Origin of the sequence: Polynucleobacter sp. AP-RePozz3-80-G7 (assembly GCF_018882145.1) — a bacterium.
In the GTDB taxonomy this organism is placed as follows: domain Bacteria; phylum Pseudomonadota; class Gammaproteobacteria; order Burkholderiales; family Burkholderiaceae; genus Polynucleobacter.
The window spans coordinates 582014-595763 of the sequence record NZ_JACVPC010000001.1; the positions used below are offsets into that span (position 1 = coordinate 582014).

The 13750-nt window shown below is 44.3% G+C and carries 16 protein-coding genes; 7 read left to right on the top strand and 9 right to left on the bottom strand.

What is annotated here, in order from left to right; all coding sequences use genetic code 11:
* Positions 1-16: 16 nt before the first annotated feature.
* The 4 genes from ICE90_RS03220 to ICE90_RS03235 all read left to right on the top strand — a co-directional run bounded on the left by ICE90_RS03220 (position 17) and on the right by ICE90_RS03235 (position 4908).
* Positions 17-1201: an ABC transporter substrate-binding protein gene (locus ICE90_RS03220; protein WP_216157620.1), complete on the top strand. Its 1185-nt coding sequence runs from the start codon at positions 17-19 to the stop codon at positions 1199-1201.
* A gap of 141 nt (positions 1202-1342) precedes the next feature.
* Positions 1343-2221: a branched-chain amino acid ABC transporter permease gene (locus ICE90_RS03225; protein WP_072583996.1), complete on the top strand. Its 879-nt coding sequence runs from the start codon at positions 1343-1345 to the stop codon at positions 2219-2221.
* The gene (locus tag ICE90_RS03230; RefSeq protein WP_215321545.1) at positions 2221-4149 is read left to right on the top strand and encodes an ATP-binding cassette domain-containing protein; all 1929 of its coding nucleotides are present in this window, start codon (positions 2221-2223) and stop codon (positions 4147-4149) included. Before ICE90_RS03225 ends, ICE90_RS03230 begins: the two co-directional genes overlap by 1 nt.
* A gap of 30 nt (positions 4150-4179) precedes the next feature.
* A complete protein-coding gene (locus ICE90_RS03235) occupies positions 4180-4908 on the top strand; it encodes an ABC transporter ATP-binding protein (protein ID WP_215321546.1) in 729 nt (242 codons plus the stop codon).
* Between the two features lie 55 nt (positions 4909-4963).
* Here ICE90_RS03235 and ICE90_RS03240 read toward each other — a convergent pair whose 3' ends face one another.
* From ICE90_RS03240 to ICE90_RS03250, 3 genes are all read right to left on the bottom strand, one after another.
* Positions 4964-5464 carry a hypothetical protein gene (locus ICE90_RS03240; RefSeq protein WP_216190893.1) on the bottom strand — a complete coding sequence of 167 codons (501 nt, stop codon included), beginning with the start codon at positions 5462-5464 and terminating at the stop codon, positions 4964-4966.
* Positions 5465-5545: 81 nt separating this feature from the next.
* On the bottom strand, positions 5546-6361 hold the full coding sequence (locus tag ICE90_RS03245; RefSeq protein ID WP_215321548.1) for a sulfite exporter TauE/SafE family protein: 816 nt from the start codon (positions 6359-6361) through the stop codon (positions 5546-5548).
* 3 nt (positions 6362-6364) lie between these two features.
* On the bottom strand, positions 6365-7609 hold the full coding sequence (locus tag ICE90_RS03250) for an FAD/NAD(P)-binding oxidoreductase (RefSeq protein ID WP_216190895.1): 1245 nt from the start codon (positions 7607-7609) through the stop codon (positions 6365-6367).
* 146 nt (positions 7610-7755) lie between these two features.
* Here ICE90_RS03250 and ICE90_RS03255 point away from each other — a divergent pair, with 146 nt between their 5' ends.
* On the top strand, positions 7756-8616 hold the full coding sequence (locus tag ICE90_RS03255) for an MBL fold metallo-hydrolase (protein WP_215321550.1): 861 nt from the start codon (positions 7756-7758) through the stop codon (positions 8614-8616).
* 44 nt (positions 8617-8660) lie between these two features.
* A complete protein-coding gene (locus ICE90_RS03260; protein WP_369411868.1) occupies positions 8661-8942 on the top strand; it encodes a metalloregulator ArsR/SmtB family transcription factor in 282 nt (93 codons plus the stop codon).
* A 24-nt stretch (positions 8943-8966) separates the two neighbouring features.
* Here the strand turns inward: ICE90_RS03260 and ICE90_RS03265 are convergent, their stop codons facing one another.
* Genes ICE90_RS03265 through ICE90_RS03285 form a run of 5 tightly spaced genes read right to left on the bottom strand, consistent with a single transcriptional unit; the run spans position 8967 to position 11900 of the window.
* On the bottom strand, positions 8967-9392 hold the full coding sequence (locus ICE90_RS03265) for a hypothetical protein (RefSeq protein ID WP_216190896.1): 426 nt from the start codon (positions 9390-9392) through the stop codon (positions 8967-8969).
* Positions 9389-10210 (bottom strand): FAD:protein FMN transferase, encoded by an 822-nt coding sequence (locus tag ICE90_RS03270; protein WP_216190898.1) that lies wholly within the window; start codon positions 10208-10210, stop codon positions 9389-9391. Before ICE90_RS03270 ends, ICE90_RS03265 begins: the two co-directional genes overlap by 4 nt.
* A gap of 2 nt (positions 10211-10212) precedes the next feature.
* Positions 10213-10770: an FMN-binding protein gene (locus tag ICE90_RS03275; RefSeq protein ID WP_215359299.1), complete on the bottom strand. Its 558-nt coding sequence runs from the start codon at positions 10768-10770 to the stop codon at positions 10213-10215.
* A gap of 23 nt (positions 10771-10793) precedes the next feature.
* The gene (locus ICE90_RS03280; RefSeq protein WP_215321555.1) at positions 10794-10973 is read right to left on the bottom strand and encodes a hypothetical protein; all 180 of its coding nucleotides are present in this window, start codon (positions 10971-10973) and stop codon (positions 10794-10796) included.
* Between the two features lie 12 nt (positions 10974-10985).
* Positions 10986-11900, bottom strand: a complete 915-nt coding sequence (locus tag ICE90_RS03285; RefSeq protein ID WP_216190900.1) for a DUF6662 family protein — start codon at positions 11898-11900, stop codon at positions 10986-10988.
* Positions 11901-12052: 152 nt separating this feature from the next.
* On the opposite strand from ICE90_RS03285, the gene ICE90_RS03290 reads away from it, so the two are divergent.
* A complete protein-coding gene (locus ICE90_RS03290) occupies positions 12053-12295 on the top strand; it encodes a DUF3820 family protein (RefSeq protein ID WP_215321557.1) in 243 nt (80 codons plus the stop codon).
* On the opposite strand, the gene ICE90_RS03295 is transcribed toward ICE90_RS03290, so the two are convergent.
* Positions 12287-13309, bottom strand: a complete 1023-nt coding sequence (locus ICE90_RS03295) for a DNA/RNA non-specific endonuclease (protein ID WP_216190902.1) — start codon at positions 13307-13309, stop codon at positions 12287-12289. The genes ICE90_RS03290 and ICE90_RS03295 overlap by 9 nt on opposite strands.
* Between the last annotated feature and the right edge of the window lie 441 nt (positions 13310-13750).

Consider the following 13750-nt stretch of genomic DNA (forward strand, 5'->3'; position numbering starts at 1 on the left):
TAGTCATGGAGACTTTATGAACATTCGTCATCACATTTTTGCAGTAGCCGCTGCTGCAATGCTTACAACCGGCGCATATGCTGCCGATATCAAACTTGGTGTTGCAGGTCCATTTACTGGTGGTTCATCCTCAATGGGTGTCAGTATGCGTGACGGCGTTCGCCTGGCTGCAAAAGAAATTAATGCTGCTGGTGGTATCAACGGCAACAAAATCGTTTTGGTTGAGCGCGATGATGAAGCGAAAAACGAGCGTGGCGTACAAATTGCACAAGAATTGATTAACAACGAAAAAGTAGTAGCTACTTTGGGTTACATCAACACTGGTGTTGCATTGGCATCACAGCGCTTTTATCAAGAAGCAAAGATCCCAGTAATGAACAACGTAGCTACAGGCACATTGATTACTCATCAGTTCCCTAATGCTGCTGAAAACTATGTTTTCCGCAATGCCGCTCCTGATGTCATTCAGGCTCCTATGATTGCAAAAGAAGCCGTTGAGAAGCGTGGCTTGAAGAAGGTGGCTATTTTGGCTGACTCAACAAACTATGGCCAGTTAGGCCGTGAGGACTTAGAGAAGGCATTGAAAGGTTACGGCGTTACCCCAGTTGCAACTGAAAAGTTCAACATCGGTGACGTTGACATGACTTCACAGTTACTCAAAGCAAAGAATGCTGGAGCCGACGTTGTGTTGACATACGCAATTGGACCTGAGTTGGCACAAATTGCTAACGGTATGGCAAAGTTGGGTTGGAAAAAGCCAATCATTGGTAGCTGGACATTGTCTATGGCTAGCTTCATTGATACAGCCGGTAAGAACGGTAACGGTGCAACCATGCCTGAGACTTTCATTCAGCAGCCTGCAACTACTCCAAAGCGTAAGGTATTCGTAGATACATACCTAAAAGAGTTCAAGCCAAAGAATGGCATCATTGCTTCTCCAGTATCAGCAGCTCAAGGTTACGATTCTGTATACCTATTGGCTGCAGCTATCAAGCAGGCAAACAGCACAGAGGGACCAAAGATTTTGGCGGCATTGCAAGATCTGAAGACTCCAGTTGACGGCGTTGTAATGACTTATAACAAGCCATTTACTGCGACTGACCATGAGGCTATCAAGGCAAAAGACGTGGTGATGGGTGTAGTTGAAAATGGCCGCGTTGAGTTCTTAAATGCTGAGGATGCTACAGCGAAAAAGAAGTAATTTAAGCTCTAAGGCAGGCAATCTAAATAATTATTTTGCACTGCAGCATTAGATAAAGCAAAACGCCGCCTACAAGCGGCGTTTTGCTTACAATGTCGGATTCGTTAATAAAACAGTTTTAAGAATATTTAGGCCAATAACATGGACATGTTTGCACAAATCCTCTCGAGCGGCATAGCGGTGGGGATGATCTACGCGGTCATCGCTTTCGGCTTTCAGCTCACATTTGCCACATCTGGCACCTTGAACTTCGGTCAGGGTGAAGCGCTGATGTTAGGTGCTCTTGTAGGTTTAACTTGCGTAGATACCTTTGGCATGAATTACTGGGTGATGATTCCAGTGGTTTGCTTGTTTGGTATGTTGCAAGGTAGCTTTGTAGAGCTCATCGGCGTACGTCCTGCAATCAAGATTAAATCGGAGTTTGGTTGGATTATGTCTACCATCGCTCTCGGTATTATTTTCAAGAACGTGGCTGAAAATATTTGGGGTCGTGATGCATTGCCATTTCCATCGCCGTTACCAATGGAGCCAATGAGCTTCTTGGGTGCAAATATTCTCCCAATGGAAATTTTAGTAGTCGTTGGCGCATTAGTGATGATGTTGTTGGTAGAGTTCTTTAACCGCAAAACTATTTACGGTAAAGCGGTTGTTGCGACAGCAAACGACCGTGATGCAGCTGGCTTGATGGGTATTAATACCAGCGTAGTCATTACCTTCTCTTATGCACTTTCTTCTTTAACTGCAGCGTTCGCGGGCGTATTGATTGCACCCTTAACCCTGACTGGCGCAACCATGGGCGGCGCTTTAGGCCTGAAGGCTTTCGCAGTTGCGATTATTGGCGGCTTATCTAGCGGCCTCGGCATTATTGTTGGTGGCTTGATTCTTGGTATTGTAGAAACGGCAACTGGTTTTTATATCTCTACTGGTTACAAAGATGTGCCTGGTTTGATTTTGTTATTGCTTGTATTGGCGTACAAACCATCTGGTCTCTTCGGTAAATCTGCGATTAAGAAAGTTTAATGATGAAGAAGTCTCTGTTACCACTATTAATTGCTATTGCCGGATTATTTATTTTTCCGTTGGTAATTCATAACCCTTATTACATTCACTTAGCTGAAACAATTCTGATTTACACCATTTTATTATTTGGTTTGGATATTGTTGTTGGTTATGTTGGTCAGGTTTCATTGGGCCACGCTGGATTATTTGGTATTGGCTCATACACAGCTGGCATTTTGTTCTTCCATCTCGGGCTTCCAATTTGGGCCACTATTCCTGCATCTATTATTGTCACAGCCATTTTTGGCGGCATTTTGGCATTGCCTGCTCTCAAGGTAGTTGGTCCTTATTTGGCCATGGTGACTTTAGCCTTTGGAACCATTGCGCAGATCCTTATTAATGAAATGGATTGGTTAACCGAAGGTCCGTTGGGGATAAAGCTAACGCTCCCAGAGTTAATGGGAACGCCGATGAGTAACGCTGAGTATTTTTGGCTAGTTTCTGCAATCGCAATTTTGGCTTTAATTGTGGTGGATCGTTTTGTGAAGTCACAGATGGGTCGTGCATTTGAGGCTTTACGGGATAGTCCAGTTGCTTGCGACTGTATGGGTGTTTCCGTATACCGCTTTAAGGTGATTGCATTTGTGATTAGCGCTGGCTTTGCTGGTTTAGCTGGTTGTTTATATGCCTATTCTGAGCAATATATTTCACCAAACACCTATAACAATGAGCTGGCTGTTTTGTTTTTGCTCGGGATTATCATGGGCGGTCGTAAGTCACGTTTAGGCGCGATTATTGGCGCAGCTATTATTGTGCTGTTGCCAAAATTGTTAGATGACATCAATCTATTCCGTATCGTCGCTTCAATCATTGCAGTCGTGGTGGTAGTGGGTGCTGGCATGGCTCTATCTAAGAAGATAACCACTCCAAAGCGTGTAGCTCTTCCTATTATTGGTGTGGTGGGCTTAGCAGCATTTTCATTCTGGTTAAATAGCATTTCTGACTGGCGTTTGAGTATTTTCGGCTTCATGATTTTGCTAGTGGTGTATTACTTGCAAAGCGGTATCGTTGGTTTCGCGAAAAGCTTCTACCAGGCGATGGTTGGCAAAGCTAAAACTACTCGCGGCGGCGATCACGAAGAGGTGGATGATTCCATTAACTTCATTAGTACTGTTGCCAATCAAAATACGGGTGCTGAGCTCCTGAAAGTGGACTCTGTATTGATGCAGTTCGGCGGCTTAAAGGCATTGAACAATGTTGATCTCAGTATTAAGCGCGGCACTATTCATGGTTTGATCGGCCCTAACGGTTCCGGTAAGAGCACCATGATGAACGTGTTGACTGGTATTTATGTGCCTACAGCCGGTAATGTGTTGTACGCAGGCGAAAGTGTTGTTGGTAAGACTTCTTCCGATATCGCTTTGTCTGGTATCGCACGCACCTTCCAAAACGTTCAGCTCTTCGGCGAGATGACTGCTATCCAAAATATTTTGGTTGGCTTGCACCACACCTTCAAATCCAACATGGTGGAGATTGCTTTGCATCTGCCACGTTACAAGAAAGAAGAAGCTGAAGCACATGCACGTGCAATGGCATTGCTTAAATTCGTTGGCCTAGATGATTTAGCCAATGAAGAAGCACGTAACTTGCCATACGGTAAGCAACGTTTGCTGGAGATTGCTCGTGCCTTGGCATTGGATCCTGAGTTGCTCTTGTTGGATGAGCCAGCTGCTGGTTTAACAGCGCCAGACATCAAAGAACTCTTGCGCATTATTCGTAAGATCCGCGATAGCGGTATTACTTTCATCCTGATTGAACATCACATGGATGTGGTGATGTCAGTTTGCGATACCGTTTCTGTATTGGACTTTGGTCAGAAGATTGCAGAAGGTAAGCCAGCTGAAGTTCAGGCAGACGAGAAGGTGATTCATGCCTACTTGGGTACTTAATCACTAGAACATATTGAATCGGTAAATACCATGTTATCTATTAAGAATCTTGAAGCAGGCTACGGCAAAGTAAAAGTCCTCCATGGCATCAATATTGATGTTCCTAAAGGACAGGTGATTACTTTGATAGGCTCAAACGGAGCTGGCAAAACTACCACCATGCGCGCTATTACTGGCATGATTAAGCCAACGGCCGGTGAAGTTACATTGGGTGGCGAAAAAATTGACGGTTACGACTCTCATAAAATCGCCCGCCTAGGTTTGGCTCATAGTCCTGAAGGCCGCCGCGTGTTTACAACAATGTCCGTCACTGACAACTTGTTGCTCGGTGCGTTTCCACGCTTCACAGGTAGCCGCCCAAAAGGTGACATCAAGCATGACTTAGAAAAGTCTCTTGAAATGTTCCCGCGCCTTAAAGAGCGTCGCAATCAATTGGCTGGTACCTTGTCTGGCGGTGAGCAGCAGATGTTAGCAATGGCTCGTGCTGTGATGCTGAACCCGGAGATCATTCTTTTGGATGAGCCATCCATGGGCCTTGCTCCAATCTTGGTTGAAGAAGTATTTAGAATCATCTCTAACTTGAAATCACAGGGTGTAACCATGTTGTTGGTTGAACAGTTTGCTGCTGCAGCTTTAAACGTAGCTGATTACGGTTATGTGCTGGAGAACGGCAAGATTGCTACTCACGGACCTGCTGCAAAGCTCAAGGATGATCCTGCTGTGAAAGCGGCTTACCTGGGTGGTGCTGGTAGTCACTAAGTAGCTGTCTAAGCTGAAAGTAATAAAAAAGCCCTTAGTAATAAGGGCTTTTTCTTTAGCTAGATAAGAGCTTTATAGCCTCTCGAATCAGCAAAGCGCGATAGCCCATGTAAAGGGCAACCAAGGTAAAGCCAACCAAGAAGAGCTTTGGAATCAATGCGCCTTCGGCTACTAGTTCACTATTCAGTAAGCCTATAGCTACCGCAAGAAAGAAGGCTGCGCCCAAGCACAATACAACCCAATTTTCATTGCTGGCTACTTGCTGGGTTTGATTGTTATAGGCAAGAACCTGAAAGCTACCACCCTTTGGGTATCCCGATACGGTGATCTGATCACCATCGGTAATTTTCATGGGGGATGAAAACTTTGCTTCGACTGCTGTATCGCCCAAATTAAATTTGGAAATAAAAAAGCGTTTGTAATACTGCGAAGAGTGGTCGTGAGTAGGCTTTTCTGGGTTTACGTACTCCAGTAGCTCATTATTGAGATTGCTTACCTTGCCAGAGACGGCGCTAATGGAAGTGGATAGAAAGGTGCTTGGCTTTGGAATGGACATCAGCAGAACTCCTAAAAGGCTAAAGCTGAGTATAAAGAGGAGGGAGGACAGTGGTCTTTTAGGGGGCACTAAAAGATGGCGTCAATGATTTATTGCTTTGATCATTAAGCTCACGGCAATGATCAACGTAAAGACTGCAAATATTTGCTGAATTCTAGGGCCGCTTATTTTTCGCTCCAATACTTTTCCTAGCAGAAGTCCCAATAGCGAACCACAGGCAAAAGGAATTGCAATGGCTGTATTCAGAGTTCCGGATGCAAGGGAGATAAAGGCACCCCCAGCAGAAACAATTGCGAGAACACCAAGTGAGGTGGCAACAATTGATTTCATTGGCAGGTCAGTGAATTTATTTAAGGCGGGAACTAGAATGAATCCGCCACCAACACCTAATAGGCCCGATAAAAATCCAGCAATGGCGCCAGAGAACATTAGTGCACGAGCACACGGCACTGTCCAAATCAGCTTTCCAATTGATGAGTCTAGTTGGCAGGGTGGACTTTTAATTTGTGGAAGGGGTTTTCCGGAAAGATTTCTGGCAACCTGTAAAAGCATCCGAATAGAAACGTACATCAACACCAGGCTAAATAATATTAGTAGCGGAGTATTCGGTACCTTCTGAGCTAGCCATAAACCAGCCGGGGATAGGACCAGGCCAAAAATCGCCATTAACATGGCTGCTTTATAGCGAAGTGCTTTGGCCTTGAATCCAATTACAGCGCCTGCAAAAGCCGAAACAGTAATTGCTGTTAATGCTATCGGGCCTGCCTCTGACATTGGCAGATGCAGAAGAAACACCAGTAATGGTACTGATAAGATGCCGCCCCCAGCCCCCGTCAGGCCCATTAAGACGCCAACAAATACTCCAATTGCTAAGGTTAGGTAGGGCAAAAAGTCCATCAATTAATTTTCAAATGGACGCGCTAACCACTCTCTTCCCTTGAGCATCGCATTCCAGTAAAGCCAAGGAAGAACATCTTTCTTCAGAATCCAAGCGAGTCTTGTAGCCTTAAGTGGATTAATGAGCCAAGGAAAAGTGGGCAAGAGTTTTCCACCAAAGCCAAACTCTGCCAAAACAATTTTCCCGTTCTCTACCGTCAGTGGGCATGAGCCATAACCATCATATTTAGTTGGCAGGGGTTTGTTGTGTTTTGCTGCTAGTAAGTTCTCTGCGACGACCACAATCTGTTTTCTGGCTGCTGCAGCAGTTTTAGAGTTTGGCGACGAACAGCAATCACCAAGTCCGAAGATATTCGGGTAGCGAGTATGTTGAAGGGTGAATTGGTCTACATCTACAAAGCCATCAGCATTGGAAACAGGGCTTCCCTTGAGGCAGTCTTGAGGGCCTTGCGGGGGTACTACATGCAGCATGTCAAAGGATTTTTCAACCTGCGTAACATTTCCATCTGCATCCTTGACTGCAAAAATCGCTTTTTTAGCTGGGCCATCCACGGAAATGAGATTGCTATTGAAATTGAGTTTGGCGTGATATTTTTTGACATATTCCATAAGTGGCGGGACAAAGTCGGCTACACCAAAGAGTGCGCCACCCGCATTGTCTAACTCAACCTCAATATTGTTTAGGCGACCTTGCTTCTGCCATTCATAGCAAGATAGATACATTGCCTTCTGAGGTGCGCCAGGGCATTTGATTGGCATAGGAGGTTGAGTAAAAATGGCTTTCCCAGACTTCAGGCCTTGAACAAGTTCCCAGGTATAAGGAGAGGACATATAACTATAGTTAGAGGTCACCCCATTTTTACCAAGTGTTTCCTTTAGCCCGGGTATAGCATCCCAGTTTGTCTTAATGCCTGTTGCAATTGCTAGTTGCTTATATTTAACTGCAGCACCATTACTAACCAGAACTTCATTGGCCTCTGGATTGAAGCCCACAATCTTCTCTTTAATCCAGCGCACTCCTGATGGAATGAGATCTTTAGTTTGACGACGACTATTTTTGACGTTAAATGCACCGCCGCCCACTAGCGTCCAAGAGGGTTGGTAATAGTGCTCTTCAGAGGGCTCAATGATTGCGATAATTAGAGAGTGGTCTCTGGATTTCAGGCTAGCAGCTAAGCCTATGCCAGCAGCGCCACCGCCTGCAATTACTACGTCAAATACATTGGAACTCGATTTTTCTGAAGTCATACTATCTCCACCTCTATGTTTTATTAGATCTAGGTCAATAAAATAGCTTGAATTATAGTGATTGGCTATCAGGGTTTATGATTAGTCTACATTTTTATATAGTATTTATCATAAAATAAATCATTTACAGCAAATTGGATAAATAGATGAAACCGATTGTTAAGGGCTTTTTTGACCCGGATACCTGGACCGTAACTTATGTGGTTTATGAGAAACCGGGTTCACCATGTTTAATCATTGATTCAGTGCTTAATTATGACCATAAGTCAGGGCGTACTAAAACGAAATCAGCCGATGAAGTGATTGAGTTCGTCAAGGCCAATCACCTGGCTACAGAATGGATTTTAGAAACCCACGCACATGCAGATCATGTTTCAGCGGCACCGTATCTAAAATCAAAATTAGGCGGCAAGATTGCTATAGGTGATCATATCTCGGTGGTACAGGGGGTATTTAAAAAAGTGTTTAATTTGGAAGAGGCATTTCAAGCGGACGGCTCTCAGTTTGATGCTTTGCTTAAAGATGGGGAAGAAATTCACTTTGGAAATCTAAGCTTTAAGTCCCTCTTTGTTCCCGGTCATACGCCAGCCTGTATGGCTTATCAAGTAGGTGATGCCATTTTTGTAGGCGACACCATGTTTATGCCTGACGTTGGAACTGCCCGATGTGATTTTCCAGGCGGTGATGCACACACGCTTTATCAGTCGATGCAAAGGATTTTAAGTTTTCCTGGTGAGACTAGATTATTTATGTGCCACGACTATCCGCCAAATGGGCGTCCAGTAAATTACGAAACAACAGTAGCTGAACAGAAGAAATCGAATATTCATATGCATGATGGTATTACTGAGGATGAGTTTGTTCAGATGCGTAGTAAGCGTGACGCCACATTAGATATGCCGGTACTTATTTTGCCTTCGATTCAAATTAACATTCGCGCAGGTGATATGCCTCCGAAGGAAAGCAACGGGATTTCATATTTAAAGATTCCTCTTAACGCACTGTAATTTTCATGTTGAACGAAAAAAAACGAATTGCAGAACTTAAGAAGATGCAGTCTTCTGCCACAAAGGCTTGTGAGTTCTTAAAAGTACTTTCAAACCCGAGTCGACTGATGTTGTTGTGTGAAATCGCTGTTGAGGAGCGGTGCGTTGGGGACCTGGAGGAATCAACCGGAATACATCAACCAACCTTATCGCAACAGCTGACAGTACTACGTACTAAAAAGTTGGTTAAGACACGTAGAGACGGTAAGCAAATTTATTATTCCCTTTCCAGTGACATAACGTTATCGGTCATGAACTTACTCTACAGTCATTATTGTAAAAAATAAATCTGTTTATATCACTCTCACAATTTAGCTAACCATTGTTTTTGGCTTCCTAATGACGGTTAGGTGCAATAAGAAGATGACAGCGAACATTAGCCCCATAATCCAATGGGTGTCAATTGCAGTATCGCGGATTTCCTCTGGCCCGTAATAAAGCATTCCGCCGGTAATGAGAAGTGCAAATAGAAAGCCCAGTTGGCTAAAGCCACTCCACAACTGCTTTCTGGACTTATAGCCCACCTTGATATGAAATGGCATTACTGATCCAAGAGCTAAGGTAGCCAGCATTGCAGCAATGCCATGAGCTGTGAGAATGCTATGGGTGCCAAGAGTGGATCTTTGGATCTGAAATTGATGCCCTAGAAGATACATCAGGCCAGTGATTGAGCAGGCCATCATGCCGCAGATGACAAACGTTCTTTGCCAGCGAGGCATCTTCCCAAGGCGGCTCATGCGACTATCCTTAGTGCTTGCGCTGAGAAATGACTAAAGCAAGGGTGATGCTCATTATTGGATAAGGCTAGAACCTTGGTGAGTGCATCAGCATAAACACACTCTTTTGCAAGAATAGAGAATGACCCAGCAATCTCCACATGAACCTCGGAAAAATTCTGGGCTAGAGGGTTGATGATATGACTCCTCTGACCATCTCTTTTTGCAAAGTAAAGGCTGCTTGTGGCAATAGCTCCATCTTTCAAAGATCCGATATGAATTAACTCCTCAGATCTCTCAGGATGACGAACTTGAATTGGGAGGGAGGTATTCCCAAAAACCCGTAGGTCACCACCAGCATTCACTGAGCCGGATGTGATGCCCTCTGATATCAAGACTCTCACCGCCATATCTACTGCAAACCCTTTGGCGATTCCACCCAGATCAAGGCAGACCGGGCGGCGGGACTGTATCAAGTCAGGCGCTAGGAAGTGAATGTCTTCAACGCCACCAAGATCATGATTGGAGAAGTTGATATGGCGGGGTAATAATCCCGCAGCAACCAGACGATGGCCTATTCCACAATTAAATAGGCCATCGGATTCAAGGTGAACCTCTTTTGCAATTCGGATGACTTGCGCAGTCCATGGATGAATCTCAACTGCTTCCATGTGGGCACTTCGATTGATTTGGCTTAGCTCACTTTCAGGATCATGAAATCCCATGAGGTCATGAATATTTTGAATGGCTGCAAAAGCATTATCAACAGCCGCTGGCCCATCATCTTGATGTATGGAGATCTCTACAAAGGTGCCAAGAAGTGGTTTGCAACGAAGCATTGTTACTTTCCGAGGCTGGGTTTTGAATGGGTGTTCTTCAGGGCTAGGTCATATAAAACCGTTACCCGCTTCACTCCATCAGTAAGGTGTTTGCAAGAAAGTGTTGCGCCACCAATATTCTGAATATCTTGATTAAGCTTGATGGGGTCATTTACGGTCTTACCTACAAACTGTTTACGCCATTGCGCTTCTGCTACTTCATAACCATAAGATTCAATGTATTCCAAAACTTCGATACCAGCGATGCCACCATTTGGGTTGATGGCAACGGCATAAGTAATCATTTCATGTTTTCCTATGACTTCGTCAACCACAAACCAGCTACCATCAGCTGCCCTCCAGATGCGCTCGCCCTGAAAGGGGTAACGAATACTGGATGCGATACGCATCTTTTCTTGCAAATCATCCGTAATGATGACGGGATTCTTCGTCAGTATTTTGTTGGGGAAAAGAATTTTTAGAGCTTGCTCTGCAGAAACATAAATTTTTGCATGGGCAATGATTGGTGCGCTCATCATTGCTATGCCAATAAGAGCTAAGGGGTTAGGTTTCCAGATCATGGGGTGATATCTATGTAATGAATTTAGGCAGTAAGTAATTCATTCGCTTCATTACAAAGTGCTTGAATTTCTGGGTTGATGCCTTGGACATTTGAGAGTTTGTCAAACATCATCAACGCTCTTTTCTTGGCTGTTTGACATTGGGTGGCTTGAAACTTCAGCAAATGAGCTAAAGCTGCAACTAATAGATTCTGAATTTCCATAATTTCTTTCGCTTAATTAAGTGGGAAGCCAACTTTGACAATGAATTCATTTACTGAGTGACTATCCCAGACGCGAGCATCTGAGCATTCGGCCTCTCCACCACCCATGCAGGTGCCGCCTGCAAGTTGATAGCGCCAAGCGCCAGTAACCCACCAGTCTTTGGCTGCGTAATGCATATTGGGACCTACAAAAGTGGCTCTTTGGACTTGATTGCGTAAATTTAGCTCTGAATAATCATTATGAAAACGTGCCTCCACACCAGCCGACCACTTGGGGGCAAAGCGATAGCTCGCGCCCACCAGGAAATCGAGCATCGATTCAGGAACGTTGCCGTTTTCAATAAACTTTAAGCGCTCATTCGCAGCTACAACGTTACCCGCCAAAATTAATCGATCATCAATAAAGTTAGATTGCAGCAAGAGTCTCGCCTCGAGCTCATCTTTATTTCTTCCCCATGTCGGCTCTAAATAAAGCCCTACACCTACAGGCGAAGTCACTGGATTGGTGATGCGATAAATTGCTTCTAGAGAGCCACCTTCAATGCCACTTTTCTTATACGCTGTTGAGGGGTCATGCGAAGAAGGTACTCCGTAACCGCCGGTACAGGTTGGAGTATCTCCGCAAGCTTCTGGATTAGTGTAATTTTGATTTGCATTGGTGTAGTAAGAGTTGATATAGCCAGCAACCTGTAAGTCGTTAGTTAAACCATATTCCAGTTCGGTCCTAGCGGTTAATGCATCGTAAGTTCCTGCTGCTTGCTGTTGATTGAGTTGCAGGCGCTGCTCAAACTCCAGCTTGCCCTTGGGTTGTAAATCTAAGGTGTATATCCAGCCAAACACTCCCTCGCCTGCATGGGCCAAAGAAAAGTGAAGTGTGGCAACTAAGAAGAGGCTGAATGCAAGAAGTCTATTGATGGTCAATTTCATGGTCCCTTGAGGTTAGTGGTTAGCAATCTAAATGAGAATGGTTCTCAATATAGCATTAGATGAGAATGATTCTCAACTAATTAAAATAACCATGACCTAAAAAATGGCGAAATCTATGGGCCTATTCTTTTTTGCTTGTAAGATTTCTACAAATGAACGCTGAGTCCTTGGAAAAACTGGTTTTAATGAAGATGCCTTTTGGTAAGCACGCAGGGCGTACATTGGCTGATCTGCCGGGGAATTATTTGGCGTGGTTTGCCCGCGAAGGTTTTCCTAAGGGCGAGCTTGGTGAATTATTGGAATTAATGCATACCCTAGACCACAATGGTCTGCGTGGACTCTTGGCGCCAATCCAGCGGGCGCATGGCCTGCACGCTAAATCTAAATTACTTTGAGCGAATAATCAGTGTGACGCGATTACGTTCGTAAGTCACAGTTGCTGATTCTGGTGGACTGCTTTGAATTAAGCTGGCCTTGAACTTGGCCTGCGATTCAATTTGCGAAGAAATCTGTTTTGCAAGAGTTTCATTGCGGTCATATTGAATCTGAATATTGGCTATCTTGCCCGACTTGATATTGTTGATGACATCATTGAGCTTGCTTGAGGAGTAATCGTCAAAAAATATGGGATACCATCCGCCAACGAGAGCCCCTTGCCCCTTGATGTCATGGGTCTGCGCCGACGTATTGTTCGTACTGTCGTCTTCACCTACGGGTAAGTGAAAGTCAATTCCTGTCTTTTGTATCAACTGTGGATAAGAGATGGGTGCAGTCATAGATGCTTCATTGGTGTTTTTGATCCAATATGCCCAAGCAATATTTTTATTGGAGTCATACACCAACTTATATAAATGGCTAGGAATCGTCACTCGGCTTCTGCCAATACTGCCGCTATTGCCAATGGAGCCTGTGTAAACGTAGATGTCGCCTGAAGATCTTTTGACATAAGCTCTAGTCGGCTCCTCGACATTCTTAGCCCAGATTCCCTGATTGTTTTGCCTGGCTTGGGGCATCATATTGGCCAATGAGAAAGATTGAGCCATAGAGCGTTCATTACTCATGTCACCTGCTGGGGCATTATGTCCCCTATCAAAGCCGCTTCCGCGGTAATCCGAGAGCAGGGCCCGTTCGGAGAAGGGTAGTCTGGCTTCTTCGTAAAACTGGTTGCTTCTTCGCGGGTGCGGGGCAGATAGCTGCTCCCGATTAAGCTTTTCAACGGCATAGATTGGCTTTTTATCCTGAGGAGAGTAGTAGATGGCAAAGCTATCAAAGCAAAGGTCGCGCCCCACTTGTGGACTCATGGGTATTTGCTGAGCTGGGAATAGATCTTTACAGTCTTCAAAAGCCGCAAGGGCGTTTAATGAGGCGGCAATTGCTACAAGGGCAAGAAGGTGACGAAGGAATTTCATGGGCTCTTAGTGTATGACCTCCACTTCAGGCGCACGCATCTTTTAATCTTGGGCTAGCTCCAGAGCTAATAAGCAACAGAACTCTGTTGATATTTTTCTGTATATCAAAGTGCATGTTTTCTTGAAGAAGGCTTGAAAATACTGCCTTGCAATAACATCTGCCTTGCTACTACCCCTAGAAAATTACAGGCATGAAAGCACTAGATATATGATTTTTTGGGTTGAATTTTTGGCCAAAAACACAAAAAAGTCCCATTTAAGCGATTTTTTTATAGAGTGAAATTAGTACTCCCTAACCTACATAAGCTATTGATTTTATTGATTTATATATGTTTGTAGCTACCTATATGCGGGATCTCCCGGATTCCTAGATCAATAAGTTATTGATTTCTACTTCTTTATTCTTGACTTGATATAAGAAACTTCTTAGGATGACCCATG

Excerpts from the sequence above, each read along its gene's own strand:
- ICE90_RS03250 (WP_216190895.1), bottom strand. The coding sequence starts at position 7,609 with ATGACTTCAGAAAAATCGAGTTCCAATGTATTTGACGTAGTAATTGCA.
- ICE90_RS03270 (WP_216190898.1), bottom strand. The coding sequence starts at position 10,210 with ATGCTTCGTTGCAAACCACTTCTTGGCACCTTTGTAGAGATCTCCATA.
- ICE90_RS03275 (WP_215359299.1), bottom strand. The coding sequence starts at position 10,770 with ATGATCTGGAAACCTAACCCCTTAGCTCTTATTGGCATAGCAATGATG.
- ICE90_RS03235 (WP_215321546.1), top strand. The coding sequence starts at position 4,180 with ATGTTATCTATTAAGAATCTTGAAGCAGGCTACGGCAAAGTAAAAGTC.
- ICE90_RS03225 (WP_072583996.1), top strand. The coding sequence starts at position 1,343 with ATGGACATGTTTGCACAAATCCTCTCGAGCGGCATAGCGGTGGGGATG.
- ICE90_RS03245 (WP_215321548.1), bottom strand. The coding sequence starts at position 6,361 with ATGGACTTTTTGCCCTACCTAACCTTAGCAATTGGAGTATTTGTTGGC.
- ICE90_RS03260 (WP_369411868.1), top strand. The coding sequence starts at position 8,661 with ATGCAGTCTTCTGCCACAAAGGCTTGTGAGTTCTTAAAAGTACTTTCA.
- ICE90_RS03265 (WP_216190896.1), bottom strand. The coding sequence starts at position 9,392 with ATGAGCCGCCTTGGGAAGATGCCTCGCTGGCAAAGAACGTTTGTCATC.
- ICE90_RS03295 (WP_216190902.1), bottom strand. The coding sequence starts at position 13,309 with ATGAAATTCCTTCGTCACCTTCTTGCCCTTGTAGCAATTGCCGCCTCA.
- ICE90_RS03290 (WP_215321557.1), top strand. The coding sequence starts at position 12,053 with ATGAACGCTGAGTCCTTGGAAAAACTGGTTTTAATGAAGATGCCTTTT.
- ICE90_RS03285 (WP_216190900.1), bottom strand. The coding sequence starts at position 11,900 with ATGAAATTGACCATCAATAGACTTCTTGCATTCAGCCTCTTCTTAGTT.
- ICE90_RS03280 (WP_215321555.1), bottom strand. The coding sequence starts at position 10,973 with ATGGAAATTCAGAATCTATTAGTTGCAGCTTTAGCTCATTTGCTGAAG.
- ICE90_RS03240 (WP_216190893.1), bottom strand. The coding sequence starts at position 5,464 with ATGTCCATTCCAAAGCCAAGCACCTTTCTATCCACTTCCATTAGCGCC.
- ICE90_RS03255 (WP_215321550.1), top strand. The coding sequence starts at position 7,756 with ATGAAACCGATTGTTAAGGGCTTTTTTGACCCGGATACCTGGACCGTA.
- ICE90_RS03230 (WP_215321545.1), top strand. The coding sequence starts at position 2,221 with ATGATGAAGAAGTCTCTGTTACCACTATTAATTGCTATTGCCGGATTA.
- ICE90_RS03220 (WP_216157620.1), top strand. The coding sequence starts at position 17 with ATGAACATTCGTCATCACATTTTTGCAGTAGCCGCTGCTGCAATGCTT.